This window comes from Breznakia pachnodae, from assembly GCF_030814225.1.
Taxonomy (GTDB): Bacteria; Bacillota_I; Bacilli_A; order Erysipelotrichales; family Erysipelotrichaceae; genus Breznakia; species Breznakia pachnodae.
Genome location: NZ_JAUSUR010000003.1, coordinates 58115 through 81400 on the forward strand (window position 1 = coordinate 58115; position 23286 = coordinate 81400).

At 34.0% G+C, this 23286-nt stretch carries 24 protein-coding genes; 16 read left to right on the top strand and 8 right to left on the bottom strand.

All coding sequences use genetic code 11. From position 1 onward, the window contains the following. The first annotated feature begins 34 nt into the window (after positions 1 to 34). From rnmV to J2S15_RS08710, 12 genes are all read left to right on the top strand, one after another. Entirely contained in the window at positions 35 to 574 is a 540-nt protein-coding gene (gene rnmV, locus J2S15_RS08655; RefSeq protein ID WP_307407367.1) for a ribonuclease M5, read from the top strand. After that, positions 567 to 1412 (top strand): 16S rRNA (adenine(1518)-N(6)/adenine(1519)-N(6))-dimethyltransferase RsmA, encoded by an 846-nt coding sequence (rsmA, locus tag J2S15_RS08660; protein WP_307407369.1) that lies wholly within the window; start codon positions 567 to 569, stop codon positions 1410 to 1412. The genes rnmV and rsmA overlap by 8 nt, the downstream gene beginning before the upstream one ends. Continuing rightward, positions 1402 to 2241, top strand: coding sequence for a 4-(cytidine 5'-diphospho)-2-C-methyl-D-erythritol kinase (ispE, locus tag J2S15_RS08665; RefSeq protein ID WP_307407371.1), 840 nt, complete (start codon positions 1402 to 1404; stop codon positions 2239 to 2241). Before rsmA ends, ispE begins: the two co-directional genes overlap by 11 nt. Before the next feature lie 10 nt (positions 2242 to 2251). Continuing rightward, on the top strand, positions 2252 to 3052 hold the full coding sequence (locus J2S15_RS08670) for a DUF695 domain-containing protein (RefSeq protein WP_307407373.1): 801 nt from the start codon (positions 2252 to 2254) through the stop codon (positions 3050 to 3052). 51 nt (positions 3053 to 3103) lie between these two features. Continuing rightward, positions 3104 to 3484, top strand: coding sequence for a hypothetical protein (locus J2S15_RS08675; RefSeq protein WP_307407375.1), 381 nt, complete (start codon positions 3104 to 3106; stop codon positions 3482 to 3484). A 49-nt stretch (positions 3485 to 3533) separates the two neighbouring features. Then, on the top strand, positions 3534 to 4412 hold the full coding sequence (locus tag J2S15_RS08680) for an SPL family radical SAM protein (protein ID WP_307407377.1): 879 nt from the start codon (positions 3534 to 3536) through the stop codon (positions 4410 to 4412). 99 nt (positions 4413 to 4511) lie between these two features. Beyond that, positions 4512 to 5234: a type I 3-dehydroquinate dehydratase gene (gene aroD, locus J2S15_RS08685; protein WP_307407379.1), complete on the top strand. Its 723-nt coding sequence runs from the start codon at positions 4512 to 4514 to the stop codon at positions 5232 to 5234. 123 nt (positions 5235 to 5357) lie between these two features. Next, positions 5358 to 5702 carry a hypothetical protein gene (locus tag J2S15_RS08690; RefSeq protein WP_307407381.1) on the top strand — a complete coding sequence of 115 codons (345 nt, stop codon included), beginning with the start codon at positions 5358 to 5360 and terminating at the stop codon, positions 5700 to 5702. A 106-nt stretch (positions 5703 to 5808) separates the two neighbouring features. Beyond that, positions 5809 to 6621, top strand: a complete 813-nt coding sequence (zupT, locus tag J2S15_RS08695; protein WP_307407383.1) for a zinc transporter ZupT — start codon at positions 5809 to 5811, stop codon at positions 6619 to 6621. 152 nt (positions 6622 to 6773) lie between these two features. Beyond that, positions 6774 to 8093 carry an RNA polymerase sigma factor gene (locus J2S15_RS08700; protein ID WP_307407385.1) on the top strand — a complete coding sequence of 440 codons (1320 nt, stop codon included), beginning with the start codon at positions 6774 to 6776 and terminating at the stop codon, positions 8091 to 8093. A gap of 13 nt (positions 8094 to 8106) precedes the next feature. Further along, positions 8107 to 9531 (top strand): hypothetical protein, encoded by a 1425-nt coding sequence (locus tag J2S15_RS08705; protein WP_307407387.1) that lies wholly within the window; start codon positions 8107 to 8109, stop codon positions 9529 to 9531. Positions 9532 to 9963: 432 nt separating this feature from the next. Continuing rightward, positions 9964 to 11280, top strand: a complete 1317-nt coding sequence (locus tag J2S15_RS08710) for an RNA polymerase sigma factor (RefSeq protein WP_307407389.1) — start codon at positions 9964 to 9966, stop codon at positions 11278 to 11280. A 16-nt stretch (positions 11281 to 11296) separates the two neighbouring features. Here J2S15_RS08710 and J2S15_RS08715 read toward each other — a convergent pair whose 3' ends face one another. Then, on the bottom strand, positions 11297 to 12553 hold the full coding sequence (locus J2S15_RS08715; RefSeq protein WP_307408244.1) for a replication-associated recombination protein A: 1257 nt from the start codon (positions 12551 to 12553) through the stop codon (positions 11297 to 11299). Between the two features lie 32 nt (positions 12554 to 12585). Continuing rightward, positions 12586 to 13146 (bottom strand): manganese efflux pump MntP, encoded by a 561-nt coding sequence (locus J2S15_RS08720; RefSeq protein ID WP_307407391.1) that lies wholly within the window; start codon positions 13144 to 13146, stop codon positions 12586 to 12588. 257 nt (positions 13147 to 13403) lie between these two features. Here J2S15_RS08720 and J2S15_RS08725 point away from each other — a divergent pair, with 257 nt between their 5' ends. From J2S15_RS08725 to J2S15_RS08740, 4 genes are all read left to right on the top strand, one after another. Then, positions 13404 to 14366 carry a Gfo/Idh/MocA family protein gene (locus J2S15_RS08725; RefSeq protein WP_307407393.1) on the top strand — a complete coding sequence of 321 codons (963 nt, stop codon included), beginning with the start codon at positions 13404 to 13406 and terminating at the stop codon, positions 14364 to 14366. 124 nt (positions 14367 to 14490) lie between these two features. Then, the gene (locus tag J2S15_RS08730) at positions 14491 to 14907 is read left to right on the top strand and encodes an Hsp20/alpha crystallin family protein (protein WP_307407395.1); all 417 of its coding nucleotides are present in this window, start codon (positions 14491 to 14493) and stop codon (positions 14905 to 14907) included. Between the two features lie 120 nt (positions 14908 to 15027). Then, positions 15028 to 15630: a hypothetical protein gene (locus tag J2S15_RS08735; RefSeq protein ID WP_307407397.1), complete on the top strand. Its 603-nt coding sequence runs from the start codon at positions 15028 to 15030 to the stop codon at positions 15628 to 15630. Then, positions 15630 to 16262, top strand: coding sequence for an NUDIX hydrolase N-terminal domain-containing protein (locus J2S15_RS08740; protein WP_307407399.1), 633 nt, complete (start codon positions 15630 to 15632; stop codon positions 16260 to 16262). Before J2S15_RS08735 ends, J2S15_RS08740 begins: the two co-directional genes overlap by 1 nt. 345 nt (positions 16263 to 16607) lie before the next feature. On the opposite strand, the gene J2S15_RS08745 is transcribed toward J2S15_RS08740, so the two are convergent. Genes J2S15_RS08745 through aroB form a run of 6 tightly spaced genes read right to left on the bottom strand, consistent with a single transcriptional unit; the run spans position 16608 to position 23124 of the window. Beyond that, positions 16608 to 17453, bottom strand: coding sequence for a prephenate dehydrogenase (locus tag J2S15_RS08745; RefSeq protein ID WP_307407401.1), 846 nt, complete (start codon positions 17451 to 17453; stop codon positions 16608 to 16610). Then, positions 17446 to 18711 (bottom strand): 3-phosphoshikimate 1-carboxyvinyltransferase, encoded by a 1266-nt coding sequence (gene aroA, locus J2S15_RS08750; protein WP_307407403.1) that lies wholly within the window; start codon positions 18709 to 18711, stop codon positions 17446 to 17448. Before aroA ends, J2S15_RS08745 begins: the two co-directional genes overlap by 8 nt. After that, on the bottom strand, positions 18711 to 19730 hold the full coding sequence (gene aroF, locus J2S15_RS08755; RefSeq protein WP_307407405.1) for a 3-deoxy-7-phosphoheptulonate synthase: 1020 nt from the start codon (positions 19728 to 19730) through the stop codon (positions 18711 to 18713). The genes aroA and aroF overlap by 1 nt, the downstream gene beginning before the upstream one ends. Before the next feature lie 13 nt (positions 19731 to 19743). Continuing rightward, a complete protein-coding gene (locus J2S15_RS08760) occupies positions 19744 to 21006 on the bottom strand; it encodes a shikimate kinase (protein ID WP_307407407.1) in 1263 nt (420 codons plus the stop codon). 1 nt (position 21007) lies between these two features. Next, entirely contained in the window at positions 21008 to 22114 is a 1107-nt protein-coding gene (aroC, locus tag J2S15_RS08765; RefSeq protein WP_307407409.1) for a chorismate synthase, read from the bottom strand. After that, positions 22111 to 23124, bottom strand: coding sequence for a 3-dehydroquinate synthase (gene aroB, locus J2S15_RS08770; RefSeq protein WP_307407411.1), 1014 nt, complete (start codon positions 23122 to 23124; stop codon positions 22111 to 22113). Before aroB ends, aroC begins: the two co-directional genes overlap by 4 nt. Positions 23125 to 23286: the final 162 nt, after the last annotated feature.

A 23286-nucleotide genomic window follows, 5' to 3' on the forward strand; every position in this document is an offset into this window, starting at 1 on the left:
CACTTTTATTATCTTTATATGCTATAATTTATATATGAAATTGAAAGAAGTAATTGTTGTCGAGGGAAGACATGATACTGTAAAACTGCAAAGTTTTTTTGATGTAGATACAATTGAGACAAATGGTTTACATTTATCTAAAGATAAAATTGAATCAATTCGTAAACTGAATGACAAACGTGGAGTGATTCTGTTTCTTGATCCTGATAGTGCAGGTGAGCGAATACGTAAACGTCTGAATGATGCCATTCCTAATTTGAAGAATGCCTTTATTGATAAAAAGAAATGCAGGACAAGTAAAAAAGTAGGAATTGAACATGCAGATAAAGAAGCGTTAGAAGAAGCTTTGGCACATACAATTACGTATGATAAAGAAATCACAGAAAGTCTGTCTTATACAGATTATCTTTCAATGGGATTTCAGGGACGTGAAGATTCGCGTCAATTAAGAAAGGTTATTGGAAACCATCTCTTTTTGGGAGAGTGCAATGCTAAGACATTGTTTAAGCGTTTAAATATGTTTCAGATAACCAAAGAAGAACTAGAAGAGATGATCGAGGAACTTTATGAGTAAAATAATTGCAACACCATCGAATACCAAAGAAATACTGGAAACTTATGATCTGTATGCGAAGAAGAATTATGGACAAAACTTCTTGGTAGAATCACAGATTGTAGAAAAAATTGCCAGAAACGCAGTACCAAATGACGATACTGTTGTAATTGAAGTAGGACCAGGAATTGGTGCACTTACTCAGTTTTTGGCGAAGTATGCCAAGAAGGTCGTTGCATTTGAGATTGATGAGCGATTAATTCCTGTTCTTGCAGATACATTACAGGATGAAGATAATGTGGAAGTGATACAGGAAGACTTTCTGAATGTTGATTTAAAAGAATTTGTTGGGAAGTATGGAGAGGTCGTAGTTGCCGCAAATCTTCCTTATTATATAACAACACCAATCTTATTTAAGATATTTGAAAGTAATGCAGATATAAAGCAGATTACGGTAATGATGCAAAAAGAAGTAGCAGATCGTTTTGGCGCAGAAGTAAATACAAAAGATTATAATGCTTTGAGTATTATTACACAGTATAATTATGAAGTAAAAACAATTATGAAGATAAGTAAACATGTATTCAATCCAAAACCAAATGTGGATAGTGCAGTTGTTCAGTTTACCTATTGCCCTAGTAATTTAGTAAAGGATGAACAAGGATTCTTTCAAATGGTAAAGGCTTGTTTCAAACAGCGCAGAAAAACGATATTAAATAACTATGGCGAATATTTAAAGGATAAAGAAAAAGCAAAACAGAATCTTGATAAAGCAGAAATTGCTTATGCAGCAAGAGCAGAGAGTTTGCCACAAGAAGCGTTTGTTCGCTTATATGAGGTAGAATGCAATGAAGATTAAGGCATATGGAAAAATCAATTTATCACTGAATGTATTACGAAGAAGAGAAGATGGATATCATGATCTGGATATGATTATGGCACCAATTTCCTTACATGATACACTAGATGTGGAGTTATCAGATGCTGATATGTTTACAAGTAATATCGAGATGGAATTTACTTCAGACAATACCATATGTAAGGCGATTGAATTAATGCGAGAGGCATATAATATAAAAGAATGTTTTAAAATTCATGTGGATAAGCAAATCCCAATGCAAGCAGGCCTTGCTGGGGGAAGTGCAGATGGTGCTGCTATGTTAGTGGCAATCAATGAACTGTGTAAGCTGCAGGTGAGTGAAGAAGAACTCGCAGTGATTGCACTAAAGATTGGTGCGGATGTTCCTTTCTGTTTAAAAAACCAGATATGTCGGGTTCGTGGGATTGGTGAGAAGTTAGAAGCGATTCATACTCAATTGGAATACAAGGTACTGTTGGTGAAGCCGCAAAGTGGTGTCTCTACGAAAGAAGCATATGAAAATATTGATTTTGATACTTGTATTCATCCTGATATTGAAGAAGCATTAAGTCGATTAGAAAACAATGATTCATCGTTTGTAAAGTATCTGGGTAATACCTTAGAGGCTTCAGCGATGAAAGTGAATAAAGAAATTATAGAAGTTAAGCGTAAAATGAGCGATTTCCCCTTCGATTGTGTTATGATGTCAGGGAGTGGTTCATGTGTGTTTGGGCTAACTGCAGATCAGGGGATCATCAATAGTGCGAAAGATATGTTACAGGGACAATATGAATTTGTAGAAGAATGCAAATTGTTGAGTAAAAGGTAAGGTGAGGACTGTGGCTTTATTTAAGAGAAAAGAGAAAAAAAATCACAAAAAGAAAGTTCATAAAATCAAGATTCATAAGGTAAGTGAAAACTGGGAAGTTTACTTCACAGATACTTCTGCTATTCGTTTGGATCTAGGATTGCCAGAGGAACGAATTTTTGATGATTTAAATCATACTTATATCTTACGTGTTTTCTTTGATCACCAGTATGCCAGTGGTTTCCCAACAAAGGATACATCAGCGAAACTTTATAAGATTGAAGATGAGTTTGCTACCAGTTGGGATATGGATGGATTCTATATGGTTGGAGTCAAAACAAATCAGGGAGCACGTGAATTTGTTTTTATGAGTGAAGTAGAGGTTAAGTGGGATGTGATGTGTCGTAAAGTAATGCGTCGTCACAAGAACATGATGTATGAACTGGAATCAATTTTCTATGATGAAGGAGAATACTATAACACAAACTTATATCCTGATATTTATGGATTTAACTGGATTAAGAATCATAAGATTATTAAGAACTTAGAAGCACAAGGTGAAAAGTTTGAAACGAAACGTCAAATTGATTTCTATGCATACTTCAATGATGAAGCAAATGCTAGATTATTTGAAAAAAGTTTAAATGAATCAGAATATGATTTTGAACTTGTGGAAGTAAGCTTAAGTGAACGACAAGATTATCAGGTGTATTTCACGATTAAGGATATTCCAGAGATGGGTTTGATTACAGCAATCAGTGAATATGTTGTACAACTTTGTGAAGAAGGTAAAGGTACTTTTGATGGATGGGGTACAACAATTAGAAAATAAAGAGCAGCACATAATGAATTTTGTTATGTGCTTTTTATAAATAGGAGAGTTATGGAACGTATATACAAACCATTGTCTGAGAAGACAAGAGAAGAAGTAAAAGAAATATTGGAATCAAATGATATGGATGCACTTATCACATTACCATTGTCACTTGGTGAATATGAACCAGACTGGAAGTTTGCGCAAGATACATGTATGAAACTTGCTCAACATGAAGATGAACGAGTGAGGGCGAATGCGGCACTGGGACTTGCCTATGTTGCTCGTACCAAAGGTAAGCTAGAAAAGAATCTTGTAAAGCCAGTGCTGCTGCAACTTCTAAATAATTGTGAAGAGTATCAGTGGAGAGTGATTGATGCAATTAATGATATTAATTTGTATATGAATTGGCGTATTGGGAAAAAGGCAATTAAAAGGATTGAAAAATAGTATAAATTTTTTCATTGAAATTTTATATTAACTATGCGATTATGAAACCATGAAAACAGTAAAAGCAAAAACCATTATGCAAACAATGAAAAATGGAAATAACTGGTTTGGTCCAGATTATAATATGAATCTATACCGTGGATGTTGCCACGGTTGTATTTATTGTGACAGCAGAAGCAATTGTTATCGAGTAGAGAACTTTGATGAGGTAACAGTGAAAGAAGATGCATTACGTATCTTAGATCGCGAATTATCTTATAAGAAAAAAGGAGTTGTAGGCTTAGGTGCAATGTCTGATCACTACAATCCATTTGAAAAAGAAATGAACGTTACTCGCGGAGCACTGGAATTATTAGCCAGACATGGGTATGGTTTATCGATGGAAACAAAGAGTGCTATGATTACTCGTGATATTGATGTATTCAAAAAGATTATGGAACGTCATAACCTGCTTTTAAAAATGACAATTACCTGTGCAGATGATAATCTCAGTCGCAAGATTGAGCCATATGTATCCGTATCAAGTGAGCGCTTTGCAGCGATTAAAGAGTTGAGTGATGCAGGAATCTTTACTGGAGTATTATTTACCCCATGGCTTCCTTTTATTACGGATACAGAAGAAAATGTAAGAGAAGTGGTTAGAAAGTCATATGAAGCAGGTGCTAAGTTTGTCTTTGCCTTTTCTGGGGTTACATTAAGAGAAAATCAGATGGAATACTATTTTGAGAAACTAGATGAATTATTTCCTGGGTTATCAGATAAGTATCGTCAGGTATATCGAGGAAAGTATATGTGTAATACGTTAAATAAAGGATTACATAAATTGTTTGAGAGTGAATGCAGGAAATATGGACTGTTATATCGGATGGGTGATATTATCGCTGCATATAAAAAACCAAGGGGTATTGTGCAGGAAAGCCTGTTTTAAATGTCATGAAAACATTGGAAAATGTACCATGAATGATGGTAAAAAGACTTGATTTATGATAGTATAAGCAGTACAAAATAAGATTTTGGAGGACAACTTATGCAAGACTTAAATATTAAAGGATTAACTATTGGTGAGATGCCATCAAAAATCTGTGTGCCAATTACGGCAAGTACACAAGATACAATTCTTGAAGAAGCAAAAGAAATTACAAAAACAAAAGCGCAACTAGTAGAGTGGCGCTGTGATTATTATGAAGACTGTAAGGATATCGCAAAGGTAGTGGATACATTAAAGAAACTGTCTGCTATCTTAGTTAAACTTCCATTGATTTTCACATTCCGTACAATCAATGAAGGTGGAAACTGTGATATTAAAGCAAGTGAATACTTACTGCTTTATAAAACAGCAATGTTGAGTAAAACAGTAGACTTGGTAGATGTAGAGTTTATGCGTGAAGAAGCAACAATCAACAATATTATAAAACATGCAAAGACAGCAGGTATTGCTGTGATCCTATCACACCATGATTTTGATTCTACTCCACCGCAAGATAAGATTGTCAGTCGCCTTCGTATGATGGAGAAGATGGGTGCTCATATCTGTAAGGTGGCATACATGCCTAGAAATGAGAGTGATGTTGAAAATATGAAAGCATCATGTAACTTGGCAAAAAATGAAGAAATTCGTTTTGTTGCAATCTCAATGGGTGAGTTAGGAAAATCAACAAGACTGGATGCAAGTGAACTTGGAAGTTGTATAACTTTCGCTTCATTTGGTAATGAAAGTGCACCTGGGCAAATTCAAATAAACGAACTGTGAAAATTATTTCCTTATATTGATATACAAAATCAGATATAAGTGAACCTTTTTCCTCTAAAAAGTGTCTTATATATGTAGGGGTTATTTACTAAAAGTAAGATAAAAAGAAGGTAGAGGTTACTAATGGAAATAAGAAGAGACGTTATTCAAGCGGTAAAAGTTGAAATTGAAAATATGCCAGTAAAATACAAATTCATTGCTTTGCTTTGGTATTTTGAGCAGTTTACAGTGGTGGATATTTCTAATATATTAAATATACCAGAAGAGATTGTAGAAATACGGATTGATAAGGTAGAAAGTCTGATTCGACCAAAAATTGATACTCAGGTTGAAGAAAGAATATCAAATTCTTTACAAATGCCTTTCATTGTATCAAGAGCATTTGATCTGATTATTCAAAACTACAAAATGCCATCAGATGCTGAGAACCGTATTTATGGTAATATAATGAATAAATGTTTATCTTAGGGAGCAGAAATTTTCTGTTCCTTTTTGTATCGTTGTTGACGCATAATTTATTCTGTGATATTCTATGTATAAGTTAGCTAAGGCTAACTTAGGAAACGAGGCACATATGAATGATGTATTATATGCGTTTATGCTGACGGCAATTGCAGGCTTGAGTACTGGTATTGGAAGTTGTATTGCCTTCTTCGCGAAACGTACAAATAAAAAATTTTTATCAGTTAGTCTTGGATTCTCTGCTGGAGTAATGATTTATGTATCAATGATTGAAATCTTTGTTAAAGCCCAAGACTCATTAACAAGTGAATTAGGAGAAAGAATGGGAAGTTGGTTAACGGTTATTGGTTTTTTTGGAGGAATGTTAGTTATTGCGATTATTGATAAACTAATTCCATCAGAAGAAAATCCCCATGAAATAAAAGAAATAGATTATGAGGAGACAGATCAGGAACGCTCTGTAAAAGACAAAAAGAGTCTGCTGAGAATGGGAATGTTCACTGCACTGGCAATCGGTATTCATAATTTTCCAGAAGGTCTGGCGACCTTTGTATCTGCTTTACAAGATCCAACTCTTGCGATACCAATTGTAGTTGCTATTGCTATTCACAATATACCAGAAGGGATAGCGGTTTCAGTTCCTATTTATTATGCAACTGGATCAAAAAGAAAAGCATTTGTTTATTCTTTTCTTTCGGGATTGGCGGAACCTATTGGAGCTTTGGTAGGTTGGTTAATTCTGATGCCGATAATGAATGATGTAGTATTTGGAATGATCTTTGCAGGAGTTGCAGGTATTATGGTTTTTATATCATTTGATGAATTATTGCTAGCAGCCAGAGAATATGGTGAACATCACCTTTCTATATATGGTTTAATAGCTGGAATGATTGTAATGGCAATCAGTTTATTACTGTTTATTTAAGGTGTAATTTTTGCTTTTAAACCACAAATATGAAAATTTCTTACGAAAATATGAACGATTTGTCAATTTAAATTGTCTAAATAATGAAGCGTGTTTGTTTGTCTTTTTTCCTTATTTATGTTAATTTTATTATGACATATAGGGAGAATACGATGGCTAGAAAAACGATAGATACCAAATATGTAAAATTATTGCAGCAAGGTGACAGTGAGGCATTTGAAGAGATCTTTCGTTTTTACAAAGATTCCATTTTCTATTTTGCACTCAGTTTCGTAAAAAATAGAGCTGATGCAGAGGAAATTGTTCAGGATACCTTTATTCAGGCATTGAGATATATCAATGACTTGGAGAAGCCTAGTTCCTTTCATTCTTGGATCCACAAAATTGCTTATAACAAGTCAATGACTTTATATAAGCAAAACAGCAAACATGTTCAAATGGATAATGATTTTGATTTAGAGAATATGATTGAAAATAAGGAAGGACCGGAGAATATGTTGGCAAGAAGCGAAATTGTTTCAGTTATTAAAAGTGAAATTGAAAATATGCCTGAAGGTTTAGTTCAGGTTGCTCAATTACGCTACTTTGACGATTTTACGACTCGTGAGATTGCGGATATTATGGATATCCCTGAAGGAACCGTAAAAACGAGATTGAAAAAAGTACGTAAGATAATTCAACCAAAATTATCGGCAAAAGGTTTTACACCTGCAAAATATTTCTCTTTCTTATTTACGCCGATGGTGTTTGAGGCATTCCAACAGATTATTTCTTCAAATGGAATATCTAGCGAATCAACATCGCGACTGATTGGTAATATGGCAAGTGTAACATCTGGACTATTGGCTAGTATTGCAGCAGGTGCTGCAGGAATGGCTGGAGGTGCAGCCAGTGCAAGTGCTGGTGTCAGTACAACAATTGAAACAGCAACTAAGGTTGCAGTAGCAGCGGTATCTGGGGGAGCTGGATTATATGGAGCATATCAGATTGCTCAACCATTACCAGCACATATTGATTCTATTTCTTACTATGAATCAATGACAAATGAAAATATTGAAATCGAAGTAGCTCTTAGTAATACGGAGAGTGAAGATGATATACATATATATTTAGACAACACAGAATTAGCATTTAATCTTAATGAGAATACATTGGTATTTGAAGCAACTCAGAATGGTGACTATATCATTCAGGTCGGCGAAGAAGAACATCAGTTCACAGTTTCAAATATTGATAAGACTTCTCCGGAATTAGCAACTGTAGAAAAGCAAGGAAGTACTCTAAAAATTGCTTCATCAGATGATTTGGCAGGGATCGATTACACCAAATCATACTTGTTAACAAGTGATGGTCAAAAGGCAATGTTGAATGAAAGTGGAGTAGTGGAAGGAGACTACGAAGGTGTAGTTCAGATTTATTTATATGATAACGTTGGAAATGAATCTGTATACAGTGTTGACTTAGATGCATAATGGGGGCGACAGTATGAAAAAAATAAAATTAAAACTATTATCGTTGTTGCTTGTACTTGGTGCATTTGTAGTTAGTGGACAAAGTATATCAGCGCATGAAGATGATGGTATTCAAGATAGTTCTGCAAACGTTAGTGAAAAGTATGGATATTATACATGTCTTCACTGGGATAAAGAAGGCGCGGGAAGAAACTGGGTCAATTTACCTCAAAGTGGAAGTGATGAGTGGATACCAAAAGGATCAGATGTGATTCTTCATATTTATTTGAATAATGCAGAAGGTGAAAGTGCAAATGTAAGTTTACAATTATTAGAAGGTTTGGAATTCATGGATTACACAGATAATGTGTTATGGATTCACAAGAGTGCTGGTGATTATAGATACGCAACAGAAGAGGAATATGAGCAATTTAAAAATGGTGGATTACTTACAGATATCAATAAAACATCAACAATGACATTTACTGTAAGGTTGAAGACAACATCTTCTAGTGCTACTGAAGCAAGAACACAAGTGACAGTAGAAGGTGCAGGAGTGAAGGAAATAAAAGAATATACTCCGTTTTATAGTAATTACCAACAAACATTTCATTATATAAACATATATGATGGACAGAATCTTGCAAATACATATAAATATTTAGAAGGTGATGCTTCGGATTTACCAATTCTTGAAAAAGAAGGATATGATTTTCTAGGTTATAGTTATAGTCCTGATGGTAATGGAGATTATTATCAAGGTGGAGAAGTATATAGTAATATTACTTTATATGCTATCTATCAGAAGAAAACCTTTAATGTAAATTATTATGTTGATGGAAAGATATATGAAACAATCGTGGTTGAATATGGTGAAGATGCACAGTCACTTCAAGTTGATGGTGGTGACAATAGAATTTTCAAAGGCTGGGATGGTGATCTTAGTAATGTGACAAGTGATCGTGATGTATATGCGATATTCACAAAGAAACCAACACCACCTGTTATTCCTAAGCCGGATCCAAAACCGCAACCAGATCCAGATCCGATTGAACCAACACCGGATCCTGAGCCAGAACCAAAGCCAACACCAAAACCTGTGGAGACAGTTAAGGTGAAGGAAGAGGTAGTGCCAGTAGTTGCAGTGGAGCCAATAGCAATCATTGAAGAAGTTGAAGAACTTGTTGAAAAGAAAGAAAATTCTAAGGCAAAGATTCAAAAAACTTCTTCGGTTGATGGAACAACGAAAACAAATAAGAATAAGACGAAGACATTGTATACTGATACAGATAAGAAAACTTCATCATCTGGTGAAAGTAGTGAAGGAAGTAGTGATACTTTAGTTGCTACAAAAACAACAGATGATAACTGGTTGAATAAAATTCTACCATTTGTGATTAGTGGAGCTGGAATTCTGGTGTTAGTTGGAATGCAATTAAAGTCGAAATTTAAAAAATAAGTCCACAATTGTGGGCTTTTTTGATGTTTTTAAAAAAAGTTTTAAAAAATTTGAAAAAAACGTGAACGAAATGCAAACCTATACAGTCTAAACTATGAAGAGGGCGCAATGAATGAAAGGAGCGATGTGATTAGTTAGTTGTGAAAGAATAAATATTAAGAACCTATAAACCTATGACCTATTATTATATGTAAGAAAATACATTGTCCTTGGAGGGGCGGTATATCTAACAAATGGGAACCTAAGCCCATATAATTCAAATGTTAACACCATAATATAGTTAACGCGTATGATGACCTATCGTATATTTGAATATAAAGTTCACAAAATTAGTGAACTTTTTTTATATTAAATACGACTAATGTATGAATGAGTATTTTAATTGTTTTTTTAGGGGAAGTGTGATAAATTTTGTGAACATAAGGAGTTCTCATGAAAAGAAAAAAATTAGATGTAAAATATATAGAACGTATGAAGGATGGTGATATGGATGCCTTCAATACTGTGTTTGAATTTTATAAAGATTCAATTTACTATTTTTCTTTATCGTATGTGAAAAATACAGCCGATGCTGAAGAGATTGTACAAGAAACTTTTATACAGGTATTGAAGAATATTCACAAACTGAGTAAACTCCAAGCGTTTAGTTCATGGATCCATAAGATTGCTTATCATATCGCAATGGATTCTTATAGAAGGAAAGGGAATAAACATATACAATTAGATGAGGAATATGATATCGAAGAGTTATCAATTCAAAAGAAAGGTCCGAGGGAAATGTTAGACAATAAGGAAATCGTTAACATCGTAGAAACAGAAATTGAAAAAATGCCCCCAAAATTATTGAGGGTAGCTCAACTACGTTATTTTGACGATTATACAACAAAAGAAATTGCTGATTTGATTGAGATACCTGAGGGAACAGTAAAATCAAGATTAAATCGTATTCGTAAAATTATACAACCAGTCCTAGAAGGACATGGAGTAAAACCTAGCCGTCATTTTTCAGTTGCCTTTGCTCCGATTATGGCGCAGGTAATGGCCACTACAATTGCCGGACATTCATTGCCTGAAGAAGCAAAAGCACCAATGAAAGAAGCAATTCTGGCACAGGCGCAGACTGAGTGGCAGGATAATGTAGGATTAGAAGAAGAAACGAAGGTTGGCCTTCCAGCAAAATGGAAAGCAGGGATTGCGTTAGCGACTGGTGGAGCTGCGAGTGTGATAGGAATTCATAGTCTTACTAATACAGATGACAGTAGTAGTGATGGTATTAGTCATGTAGAAGAAATACATATACCGGATAAAACCGTAAACCATCCTTTTGAAGTAGAAGTTGTAATGGATCATGATGTAGAGAATGAAGAAATTCATGTTGTTCATAATAATAAGGAAGAAGAATTTGTAGTAGACCATAATATGGTTGTATTTGAAGCGGAAGAAAATGGTGAGTATACGGTTATAGTTGATGATGTGGAAAGTGTAATTCGTGTCATTGATGTAATTGATATGGAACCACCAGAATTTACTGGGATTTCGCGTGTAGAAAATGGAATTATCATTGAAGCAATAGATTACTTATCTGGAATCGATTATGAATTATCTCATATAACATATAATGATAAAACTTATTATATGGATGAAACAGGATTTGTTGAAGGTGAATTCAGTGAAGGAATTGTTCATATATACTTATATGATAGTTTAGGAAATAATGAAAAGTATACTCATAACTTACAACAAATGTAAAACAGCGATATCAAATTTATCGCTGTTTTTTTAAGTTTGCTAAATCAGAGGTACGTTTCTTCTGTTTTAGTTTTTTTAGATTACTTGCAAGAGCTCGTTCGTACTGGCTGTTTTCATTAGGTGTATAAAAGGTCTCGTTACGTATTTCATTTGGAAGATATTGAATCTGATCAACAAGATCCAAACGACCATAATCATACTTATCTTCCTCAGCCATTCCTACAGGAGTATAACGCAAGTAAGGGGGTACAGGATACGCATGCTGTTTAATAATTGCTGTCGCATTACCAATTGCATCAATTGCTGATTTGCTCTTTGGTGACAGACATAAATCAATGATTGTATGTGCCAGAGGGATTCTTCCTTCTGGAAAACCAACTCTTTTTGTTGCGTCAATAGCATTGATGCATCGAGCAACAGCTGCTGGATTTGCTAATCCAACATCTTCATATGCAGTAACTAGCAGTCTACGTTCAATCGATTCTAAATCACCAATTTCAATTAAAATACCTAAATAATAAAGCGCAGCATCTACATCACTACCACGAATTGATTTCTGAAATGCACTTAGTAAATCATAATGGTAATCACCATCACTGTCAGAACTAATATTTGGTATAAATGCATATACTTCCACAAGTTCTTCATCAATATGATCACTTGCAACAGCACAGATTTCCAAAATGTTTAAGGCATAACGAATATCACCATTGCTTTGTTTTGCGATAAGTTCTAATGCAGCATCAGTTGCAGTTACCTTATTGTCCAATCCATCCGGATGTTCAATTGCTCGTTTCAATGCAAAGATAATATCGTTATTCTCTAGTGCCTTGATTTCAAACAAATGAGTTCGGCTGCGGATTGCCGGATTGATTGAGAAGAGTGGGTTTGCTGTAGTAGCTCCAATCATAGTAATTGTCCCATTCTCAATATGTGGCAAAAGTAAATCTTGTTTATCTTTATTTAAACGATGTACCTCATCGATAATTACAACCATTCCAGGAAAGAACTTCGCTTCTTCAAAGATTGTTGTTAGTTCTTTCTTATTTCCAGTTACCGCATTGAATAATCGATAATTGATATTCAACTCATTTGCTAACACCGTAGCCAATGTTGTTTTCCCAGTGCCTGGAGGCCCATAGAAAATCATAGAAAATAATTTTCCCTGCTCTAGGCATTTTCTAATTATTTTCCCTTCTCCTATGAGATGTTGCTGTCCAATGACATCATCTAGTTTTTTTGGTCGCAAGCGAAACGCCAGCGGTTTTTTTATCATTTCGTCCATAGACATATTTTATCATATATTTACATAAATAGATGTTCGATTAAAATTTTCACACCTAATATTATTAGGATGGAACCTCCAAACAATTCAGCATATTTTTGAAATGCACTACCAATTCGTTTTCCCATATGCACGGCAAGGAAACTTAATACAAAGGTAACAGCACCAATAGTAATACAAGCAGATAAGATATTTACATTTAGAAAGGCAAAGCTGACTCCTACAGCTAATGCATCAATGCTGGTTGCTATTCCTAATACAATGATATCTTTCATTGTAAGAGATATATCACAATCTACATCTTTTTCTTCAAATGCTTCTTTTACCATCTTAAGTCCAATAACAAGTAGCAGAATAAATGCTACCCAATGATCAAAATCTTGAATGTAGGTTGCTAGTTCCGCACTGCAGAAATAACCAATGAATGGCATAGCTGCCTGAAAGAAACCAAATACCAGTGCAAATACTAATGCATATTTGGTAGCATCTTTCTTACTAAAACACATACCTTTCGCTAGTGAGACTGCAAAAGCATCCATCGCTAAACCGACACCTGTTAAAATAATTGAAAAAATACTCATAATAAAATCGCTCCTTTTAAGAAAAAAAGACTTATACGAAAAGAATCGTATAAGTCTCGTTTTTTACAATAAGCCAGACCGAAAAGGTCAATATGTTGACTTAAATACTTGCTGGGAAGGCAAGATAACTACTCCCTTATGACTAGTATATTATAACAAGATTGTTTTAAAGATACAACGTTGAATGTTCAACAATTGCGAATTCATGTTAGTAAGCCTTCATTATTAGTTATGGTATACTGGTAACAGGTGATAATATGAAAAAAATACATTATGGAATTTTAAGTACTGCATCAATTGTTCCTCGCTTTATCAAAGGAGTACAGTTAAGTGCAGATGGAGAAGTGGTTGCACTTGCTTCTCGAAACTATCAGAAAGCAAGAAATATGGCAGATCAGCATCATATTGAAAAAGCATATGGTGATTATGATGAGTTATTTCAGGATGAAGATATTGATGTAGTCTATATATCAACACCAAATTATCTTCATTATGAACATTGCATGAGTGCATTAAAAGCATGCAAGCATGTAGTATGTGAAAAACCATTTATGCTTACAAAGAAAGAAGCACTTGAAGTGTTTGCATTTGCAAAGGAGCAGAATCTTTTTGTGATGGAAGCACAGAAGTCAGTTTTTCTTCCAATCAGCAAATGGTTGAAGGAATCAATTGAACAGAAACTAGTTGGTGATATTAGTTTTGTTCGTCTATCTTCTTATTATGCAGCTGGTGATGATAAAGAACACTGGATGTATGATCATAAGAAAGGTGGAGGAGTCTTCTATGGTAGTGGAAGCTATACGATAGAATATATGAAGTATCTGTTTGATAAACCTATTATTTCATCACAAGGTAATGCAATCATTGGACCTACAGGTGTAGATGAGATTGGTACTATTAATTTAAATATCAACAATGAACATCTCATTACCACAACCATCTCTCGACTGGCACCGATTGAAGCAGAGGCAATTTTCTATGGTGATAAAGGAAAGATTAAGGTCCCTTTTTACTGGCGCCCAAAACAGGCTACAGTTGTATACAATGATGAAGTCATTGAAGAAGTACACCTTCCTTTTGAAAGTGAATTTGTTTATGAAGTCGATCATATCAATGAATGTATTAATAAAGGCCTATTAGAAAGTCCAATTATGAGTAAACAGGTAACCCTTGAATGTATTGAAATTATTGAATCAATCGTCGAAAAAGATTATAAATAAAAAAATTAGCACTCTAGTTGACAAAGTGCTAATTGGTGTTATAATATAATCGAAGTTAGAAAGAAGTAGTCTTCTAACTGTAAGAATTTTAGGTAATGATAGGAAAAGAAAAGAGGCGATGTTTATGAAATTCTTACCAAGTTTTGACGTATTTGATGATGTTTTTGATGATACATTTAGAAAATCTTTTTTCTCAAAACCAATGAATAACATGAAAACAGACATTAGTGAAAAAGATGGAAATTATTTGTTGAACATGGAATTGGCAGGTTATGATAAAGATGATATCAAAATCTCATTAAAAGATGGTTACTTAAATGTAACAGCAACAAAAAACCAAAATAAAGAAGAAAAAGATGAAAAAGGAAATGTAATCCGTCAAGAACGTTACAGTGGCACATGCTCACGTAGTTTCTATGTATCTGACAATGTGAAGGAAGACGATATTAAAGCTAAATTTGAAAATGGAGAATTAAAGATTGTAGTTCCTAAAGCAGATAAAAAAGAAATAGAAACTGACAAATACATAGCAATTGAATAAAACTTAATCGAAGGACATCTACCCAGAGTGGCAGATGTCTTTTTTTGTGACAGAAATATCCAAGTATCCATATTATATACATGGTATAATATGGAGGATCAATAATAATGAGGGATTCGTATGAAAGTTTTATTAATTATAGGGTTTGCTGGAATAATATGTTTTTCAATTTTGCTTTATTTAATCAAAGTATTAAACAAACAAAAATCTACTACGAATAAGATTAAATATAAATCAACATTTCAGACAAAAGAACCAAATTCAATTTTATTGATGCATGCACTACAACTAGTTACTTGCATTTGTTTTATATATATATTATTTCGAATTCATGATTATCGTTTTCAGAATGTGATTAAGACAATAGTGAAACAAGAACTAAAAAGTCAAATTATCATGATAGGGTTTTATTTATTCTTATTAATTGGATGTATCTATTCGATAATTCAATGTTTTCTTCATTTTAATTTATACCTAAAAGTTGATAATGATACCTTAAAGATAAGGAATAAATTTAGAAAGCTTTATACTATTGATAAAAGCCAAATTCATCTTATTCAAATAGGTTCAAACAGAAGACCAAGCGATTGTTCATTAAGGATAGAATTTTCAGATAATTCAATTCATCATCGATTTACGATGACAACATCCTGGGAATTTTCTTTATTACTAAATGAGTGGATAAAACATAATGGAATTAGAGACAAGATGAGGAAAAAATAATGATTAGAGAAACACTATTGAAAGAGCCTTGGTTAAAGTGGGCAATTGAAATACAAAGTATAGCTCAAAATGGTCTGGCTTATGTTAGAGATGAGTATGACAGAGAGCGTTATGAGCAGTTAAGAGATATTGCTGCAGAGATGTTAAGTTATCAAAGTGATATTCCCAAAGAAACAGTGAAGTCATTGTTCTGTTGTGATGAAGGATATCAGACGCCAAAAATCGATACAAGAGCAGCGATCTTTCAAGATGGAAAGATACTACTGGTTCAAGAGAAAAACGGTACATGGTCCCTGCCAGGTGGCTGGGTTGATGTGTTAGAGTCTGTGGAATCTAATACAATCAAAGAAGTGAAAGAAGAAGCAGGGTTAAATGTAAAACCAGTAAGAATTATTGCCCTTCAGGATCGTAAGAAACATAATGTACCAGTATCAGCATATGGAATATGTAAGGTGTTTGTGTTGTGTGATTTAATAGATGGAGAGTTTGTACCTAATCTTGAAACAATTGATTCAGGTTATTTTGATTTGAATTCACTACCAAATCTTGCGGTTGAGAAAACAACCTATGATCAGATTAAGATGTGCTTTGATGCATCTAAGGATGATAACTGGGTAACCCAATTTGATTAGGAAAGAATAATATGGATGGAGTTTTGATTATTTTAAATGCAGTTATTTTTGTTACTGCATTAATTCTATTAATATACATTAGAAAGAATAAGAGATAAGTGATTATAAATGAAAGGATAGGGTGTATATGTTTCTATGAGAAGGAAAAACAAAGTAAGACTAATTTTTGTATTTATAATGTGTGGAATAGCTGCAGTTTTATCATTATTTACATTTGATATTATAATAACTTTATTAATTGTACTATGCATGGGACTGTTTGGATTTTCCTGGTATAGAATGAGATAATAAGAAAAAACTTGGTTTAGAATCTTATTAAAGTTTATAAGATTTCAAACCAAGTTTTTATTTATCAAATTTCTTTCTGCGACTAGTAGATTGAATAAATAATTCTTTCATTTTATTAGTATCTTCATTTTCTAAAGTATCCTTAAAATCCTGAAGTGATTCCTGAAAAGATGTAATTTCCTCTAATAAGATTTCTTTATTGAAGAGAAATAACTCACTCCACATATTTTCATTAATCTTTGCAATTCTTGTCAGATCACGAAATGAGTCACCAGTATAATCTACCAGTTTTTCATCATCATGAGTATTCATTAAACTAACAGCAATAACGTGCGTCAGTTGCGATAAGAAACCAATCATACGATCATGTTCCTGGATACTTAGAATACTTATATGGTGGAACTTTAGAATCTCCGCAACTTCCCACATGACATCAATTGCATGTTGAGTATTTTCCTCAGTAGGAACAATAATAAAGTTGGCAGTTAGAAACATTTCCGTGTTTGCATATTCAATCCCACTAGACTCTTTTCCAGCCATTGGGTGAGTCGAAATGAATTCATTGTTCTGTCCTTCCAAGATATCTTGAATTGGCTTCACAACACTCGCTTTGACCCCGCTGATGTCACTTACGATAGCTCCATCCTTTAAATATTGTTTATTTGCTTCTAACCAGTCAATCATAATGGAAGGATATAAACATAGAATTACAACATCAGCTTTTTCTACTAATTTTGTATCTGTGGAACCTTCATCTATATAACTATGTTCTAATGCATAATCAATTGTTTCCTGACGTCTTGCAATCCCATATACTTTGTATCCAGCTTCTTTTAATCCTTTGGCATAACTACCACCAAGCAATCCTAAACCAACGATTGCAAAAGTTTTATCCTTATTCATAGTTCACCTCAATACCTACAGAAGCAAGATCTTCAAAGAAGGTTGGATAAGATTTATTGATAAAGTGTGCCTCATTAATGGTTACTGGTTGTTTGAATAACGTAGCTGCAACTGCCAGACTCATAACGATACGATGATCCTTATGTCCACTTAATTCTTCATTACATTCATATGGTGGATTACCTACTACTTTAATTTCACCTTCTGTAGAATGGATTTCAACTCCACATTTCTTTAGTTCAGTTTCCATTGCAGCGATACGGTCACTTTCTTTATAACGAAGCCTTATCGCATTATAGATTTCTGATTCACCTTTTGTGTAAGCCATTAGAACCGTAAGAATTGGACCCAAGTCAGGACAATCCTGTAAATCTATTTTACCAGGTGTTAATTCACCTTTTTTAATGCTATAACCATCAGCGTTCTCTTTTACTTCAATACCAAAGTCTTTGATAATATCAATAATTTGCTTATCACCTTGTTTACTTTGTGGATTTAATCCAGTTAATGTAAGATCATTGCTGATACTTGCAAGAACTGCAAAAAATCCAGTTTGAGAAAAGTCACCTTCTACAGTATAATCGTTCGCTTTATAAGCCTGTCCACCTTTGATAAACAATGTATTTGAATCACTATAAGTTGCTTCAATACCAAATAATTCCAGAATTTCTAAGGTAAGATCCACATAACTGCGAGATTCATATGGTTCTTTGATATGGATTGTTGAATCTTCGCTTAATAAAGGAAGAGCAAACAATAATCCTGAGATAAACTGAGAAGATACATTACCATCTAACTCATAATTTCCACTTTTTAAAGAACCACCGATTTCAATTTTTTCATCATCTTGAATATACGGAATATTCTGTGACTTAAAGATATCCTCATATATCTTTTGTGGTCGTTTTAATAATCGATTTTCTCCAGTAAAAGCAATTGTCTGATTACATAAAGAGAAGATAGGAATAAAGAAGCGTAATGTAGATCCACTTTCCTTACAAAACACGGTTGGATCTTTTAAGTGTTTAAAGTCTTTGATTCCTTCTACTTCAATAGAATCATCAAAGCATGTAATTTTCGCTCCTAAATTCTTCATTCCTTCAATTGTTGTTGTTATATCTTCACTAAATGCTAAATTTGAAATGGTGCTCTTTCCATCTGCTAGCGATGCAGCGATGATGGCACGATGTGACATACTTTTTGAAGGTGGTATCTTTACAGTTCCACTACAGGTAGAAGGAAAGATGGTAGCCTTCATTAGATATCTCTCCCAATTACCTGAGCAATCTTTCTAGCTTTATCGATAAGTGATTTGAATTTCTTTGGTTTCAGACATTGAGCACCATCTGAGAATGCACATTCTGGGTTATCATGCACTTCAATAATCAAACCATCACATCCAGCAGCTACTGCTGCCAATGATGCCGATTCCACAAGTTTCCAATCTCCTGTTGCATGAGATGGGTCAATAATAATTGGTAAGTGTGTTTTCTCTTTAATGATAGGAATTACACTTAAATCTAATGTATTTCTAGTTTCTGTTTCAAATGTACGAATTCCACGTTCACATAAGATTACTTTTTCATTTCCACTCGCCATAATGTACTCAGCACTCATAATCCATTCATCAATGGTATTAGAGAATCCACGTTTTAATAGAATTGGTTTTGTTGTGCGTTTTCCAAGTTCTTTTAATAATTCAAAGTTTTGCATATTACGAGCACCAATTTGAATAATGTCCACATGTTCCTCAAATTCTTCAATTTTATCACTGCTCATAAGTTCAGAAACAATTGGCAATCCTGTTTTATTACGTGCTTCCACCATTGCCAGAATTCCTTGCGTTTGCATTCCTTGGAATGCGTAAGGACTTGTTCTAGGTTTGTAAGCACCACCACGTAGCATTACTCCACCAGCATCTTTTACTTCTTGCGCTAGTTTGATTACCATCTCTTGGTTTTCTACCGAACAAGGTCCACCAATAACAACAATGTTTTCCTGTCCACCTATCTTAATTCCATTGACATCAATAACGGTGTCTTCCGGATGCATCAAACGGTTTGCCAGTTTGTATTTTGCTGCAATTCTCGTAACATTCTCAACACAGTCATGTGCCTGAATCGCTTTTTCATCAATTGCTGATGTATCACCAGTTAATCCATAAACGTCAAAATTAGACCCTTGAATTTCAAAAGCTGTAACTCCTTGCCTTTCTAAACCTTTTATTAACTTCTTGACCTCTTCGCTATTTGCGTTCTTCTTAATTGTAATAATCATATCTGTTTTCCCCCTATCGATTGATTTCTGTGATATGTTCTTTGTATTCTTTACGTATGCTTTGTACTGTGGATTCAATTGATCCGTTATTATCGACAACAAGTTCTCTTGAGCTGCGATAAAGAGGATCCCTCTCTTTCCATAATGTGGCCACAGCTTCTTTGCTGGAGCTTAGTGGTCGTGAATCATCACTAATTAACTTTTCGATGTCACGATCCAAATATACAATCAACCCATTGTGCTTTAAGTAAAAGACGTTCATTTCGTTTTTTACGATTCCACCACCACAAGAGATGACGCAATTTGCTTTCATGCTTACTTCTTTACATATTCTTGATTCTATTTCGCGAAATGCTGGTTCTCCGTTTTCCGCAAAGAACTCAGAAATCGGCATCTTTATTTCATCAACAATTCTAGTATCAATATCAATAAATTCTTTATTTAGTTTTTTTGCCAATCTTCTGCCAACGGTTGTTTTTCCACAACTTGGCATACCAATTAATACAACATTACTTGTTTCTAATAAAATTTCTTTGTAGATTCGATCAATTTCACTATCATCAATCTTAATATCTTTAAAGAATTCCAGTGCGTATTTTGCCTGTGCAACCAACATCTCCAAACCATTGATTCCTTTGATACCAAGTGCTTGAGCAGTTAATACGAAATCGGTACGTAATGGATTGTAGACCGCATCAATACAAGCAACACAGTTTTTAAATCTTGCGATATCAACGCTGGTACCATCGGTATTTGGATACATTCCAATTGGTGTTGTATTCACAATCACTTCACAGTCCAGATGATCTGCATATACTTCTTCGATACTTAGAATTCCATTTGTCTTTACGATATCCACAATCACCACCTGTTTTGGTTCTTGATTATGAATAACAGCTTGAATTGCTTTACTGGCACCACCGTTTCCCATGATTAATACTTTTTTATCTTTGATTTGAATTTCATGTTTTTGCAGTGTGTATTGAAATCCTAGGTAATCAGTATTATATCCAATCAGTTTTCCATCTTTATTTATGACTGTATTGACTGCGCCAATCTGTTTTGCGGCATCACTCATTTCATCTAAGTATGGGATAACTGTTTGTTTATAAGGAATCGTTACATTGATGGCAGAAAATGTTTTTTCCTTCATAAATGTATCTACTTCATTTTTTTCTAATGGGTGTAATTCATACTCGTAGTTATCAATTAACTGTTCATGTATGATTTTTGAGTAACTATGTCCTAGTTTCTCCCCAATTAATCCGTATTTCATATTATTCTTCTCCCATCCATAAGTAACCGTATCGCTGTGTCAGTAAATCCAATAATCCAATTGCGATTACACTATCAATTACAACACGTGCACGGTGTACGATTGCTGGATCATGTCGTCCTTCAATCTGTAAGACTGTATCTTCTTTTGATTTGAAATTAATGGTATCCTGTTTTTTATAAATAGAAGCAGTTGGTTTCAATACCGTTTTTAATGTTATTGGCATTCCATTACTGATTCCACCATTGATTCCACCATTGTTGTTTGTTTTTGTTTTTACTTCTTCTTTATCCATATAGAAGGTATCATTCACTTCACTTCCTGTGTGATTCACAAAATCGAATCCTAAACCAAACTCAATTCCCTTTACTCCAGGAATACTGAAAATTAATTGTGATAACACACTTTCAATGGAATGAAAGAATGGTTCTCCTACTCCAGCAGGAAGGTTGATAATCGTACTTTCAATAATTCCACCAACACTGTCACCATCGTTTGCATGTTGCTCAATCAGTTGAATCATTTCTTCCTGTTTCTTGTTGTTTAATACAGGGAAGTAAGCATGATTCATTTCGTGAATCTGTTGGATTAGTTCTTTTTCATCTTGTGAGAAACTATCATCTACTAAGTTATTAATTTGCTTCAAATGTGAACCAATCAAGATTCCTTTCTTTTTAAGAATCTGATTACAGATGCTACCAGCAGCTACAAGAGGAGCAGTTAATCTTCCTGAGAAGTGTCCACCACCACGGTAATCCTGAAATCCAAGATACTTCATATTCGCTGTATAATCCGCATGAGAAGGTCTCATCAAATCTTTCGTTTTTGAGTAATCCTTGCTTCTTGTATTACTGTTTTCCATTAAGATACATAATGGAGTACCAGTAGTATGATCATCAAAGTATCCACTTACAATATTCATCTCATCACTTTCTTTACGTGCTGTAGAAATTCTACCTTTAGGTTTACGTAAAGTAAGCTGATGATTAATGTAATCCATATCTAAGGTAATACCAGGACATAATCCATCAATTAATACCCCAATACCATTTCCATGTGATTCCCCAAATAAGGTAATCGATATTGCTTCTCCTATTGTACTTTTCATAAAGGATTCCTTTCTAATATAGCTTTCACTTCACTCAGTGACATTTCTTCTATATATGATTTACCAGGTTCACGAACTTTCACAATACTAATTGTATCTGCATGTGCTTTCTTATCCATAGTAATATAATCAAATACTTTATCTATATCTAAATCAGCATGCGTTGGTAACCCCATCTTTTCCAAAATTTTAATTACTTCTTTTTTTACTTCATCATCATCTAAGAAGTACAACATTCCCATACCGACACACTCACCATGATAATAGGTTTCTAAATTATAATATGCCTCAATCCCATGTCCAATTGAATGGCCAAAGTTTAAGGTCTTTCTTAATCCTACTTCTTTTTCATCTTCTTCCACTACCCACTTCTTCATACACAATGCTTTGTATACGATTTCATCTAAATGATCTTCATAATCATCTTGCTTAAAGATTTCATAGATTGACTTATCGTGAATCAATCCAGCTTTTAATGCTTCTACCAACCCACTTTGAATATGGCGTTTTGGCAGAGTAGCAAGAGTATCAAAATCTATTAATACTAAATCAGGGTGATAGAAACTACCAATGATGTTTTTTACTTTTCCAAGATTAATTGCCGTCTTTCCACCAATACTGCTGTCAATTTGCGAAAGTGTAGTAGTTGGAATACTAATAAATGGAATTCCACGCATATAACTTGCAGCCACAAATCCACCTAAGTCTCCAATTACACCACCACCCAAAGCAATTAGTGTATCTTTACGACTCATATGGAAGTCCAGACAAGCCTGACAGACATCTTCAAATGTTTGTATACTTTTGCTTTGTTCTCCTGGTGCTACCTTATATACGGTGCTGTTAGGACACTGTGCAACGACCTCATCAATCAGCGACTGTGGGATATTTGTATCAGTTAAGATAAAATATCGTTTTGTTGTATCAATATAGGTATCGAGTGTTTTAAGACATCCTCGCTCTAAGATAATGTCATAGGTTTTGTGTTTTACATCTACTGTTAATTTCATGGTAACTCCCCCTTTTAATAAAAAAAGCACCAACTAGAAGTTTGTGCTGTATGTAAATCCCAAATCAATATGAAATAACTAATAACTTTGTATTAGTTGATCTGGGACTATTCAAAATAAAAATAAAATGTTGTACTTAATATCATGTATACATAATAATAT

Bases quoted from the DNA above. Each gene is read 5' to 3' on its own strand.
- J2S15_RS08740 (WP_307407399.1), top strand. From the start codon at position 15,630: ATGATTAGAGAAACACTATTGAAAGAGCCTTGGTTAAAGTGGGCAATT.
- aroB (WP_307407411.1), bottom strand. From the start codon at position 23,124: ATGAAATTAACAGTAGATGTAAAACACAAAACCTATGACATTATCTTA.
- J2S15_RS08720 (WP_307407391.1), bottom strand. From the start codon at position 13,146: ATGAGTATTTTTTCAATTATTTTAACAGGTGTCGGTTTAGCGATGGAT.
- J2S15_RS08735 (WP_307407397.1), top strand. From the start codon at position 15,028: ATGAAAGTTTTATTAATTATAGGGTTTGCTGGAATAATATGTTTTTCA.
- ispE (WP_307407371.1), top strand. From the start codon at position 1,402: ATGAAGATTAAGGCATATGGAAAAATCAATTTATCACTGAATGTATTA.
- J2S15_RS08710 (WP_307407389.1), top strand. From the start codon at position 9,964: ATGAAAAGAAAAAAATTAGATGTAAAATATATAGAACGTATGAAGGAT.
- J2S15_RS08680 (WP_307407377.1), top strand. From the start codon at position 3,534: ATGAAAACAGTAAAAGCAAAAACCATTATGCAAACAATGAAAAATGGA.
- aroD (WP_307407379.1), top strand. From the start codon at position 4,512: ATGCAAGACTTAAATATTAAAGGATTAACTATTGGTGAGATGCCATCA.
- J2S15_RS08760 (WP_307407407.1), bottom strand. From the start codon at position 21,006: ATGAAATACGGATTAATTGGGGAGAAACTAGGACATAGTTACTCAAAA.
- J2S15_RS08725 (WP_307407393.1), top strand. From the start codon at position 13,404: ATGAAAAAAATACATTATGGAATTTTAAGTACTGCATCAATTGTTCCT.
- aroF (WP_307407405.1), bottom strand. From the start codon at position 19,730: ATGATTATTACAATTAAGAAGAACGCAAATAGCGAAGAGGTCAAGAAG.
- J2S15_RS08690 (WP_307407381.1), top strand. From the start codon at position 5,358: ATGGAAATAAGAAGAGACGTTATTCAAGCGGTAAAAGTTGAAATTGAA.
- J2S15_RS08705 (WP_307407387.1), top strand. From the start codon at position 8,107: ATGAAAAAAATAAAATTAAAACTATTATCGTTGTTGCTTGTACTTGGT.
- J2S15_RS08675 (WP_307407375.1), top strand. From the start codon at position 3,104: ATGGAACGTATATACAAACCATTGTCTGAGAAGACAAGAGAAGAAGTA.
- J2S15_RS08700 (WP_307407385.1), top strand. From the start codon at position 6,774: ATGGCTAGAAAAACGATAGATACCAAATATGTAAAATTATTGCAGCAA.
- aroC (WP_307407409.1), bottom strand. From the start codon at position 22,114: ATGAAAAGTACAATAGGAGAAGCAATATCGATTACCTTATTTGGGGAA.
- J2S15_RS08730 (WP_307407395.1), top strand. From the start codon at position 14,491: ATGAAATTCTTACCAAGTTTTGACGTATTTGATGATGTTTTTGATGAT.
- J2S15_RS08745 (WP_307407401.1), bottom strand. From the start codon at position 17,453: ATGAATAAGGATAAAACTTTTGCAATCGTTGGTTTAGGATTGCTTGGT.
- aroA (WP_307407403.1), bottom strand. From the start codon at position 18,711: ATGAAGGCTACCATCTTTCCTTCTACCTGTAGTGGAACTGTAAAGATA.
- zupT (WP_307407383.1), top strand. From the start codon at position 5,809: ATGAATGATGTATTATATGCGTTTATGCTGACGGCAATTGCAGGCTTG.
- rsmA (WP_307407369.1), top strand. From the start codon at position 567: ATGAGTAAAATAATTGCAACACCATCGAATACCAAAGAAATACTGGAA.
- rnmV (WP_307407367.1), top strand. From the start codon at position 35: ATGAAATTGAAAGAAGTAATTGTTGTCGAGGGAAGACATGATACTGTA.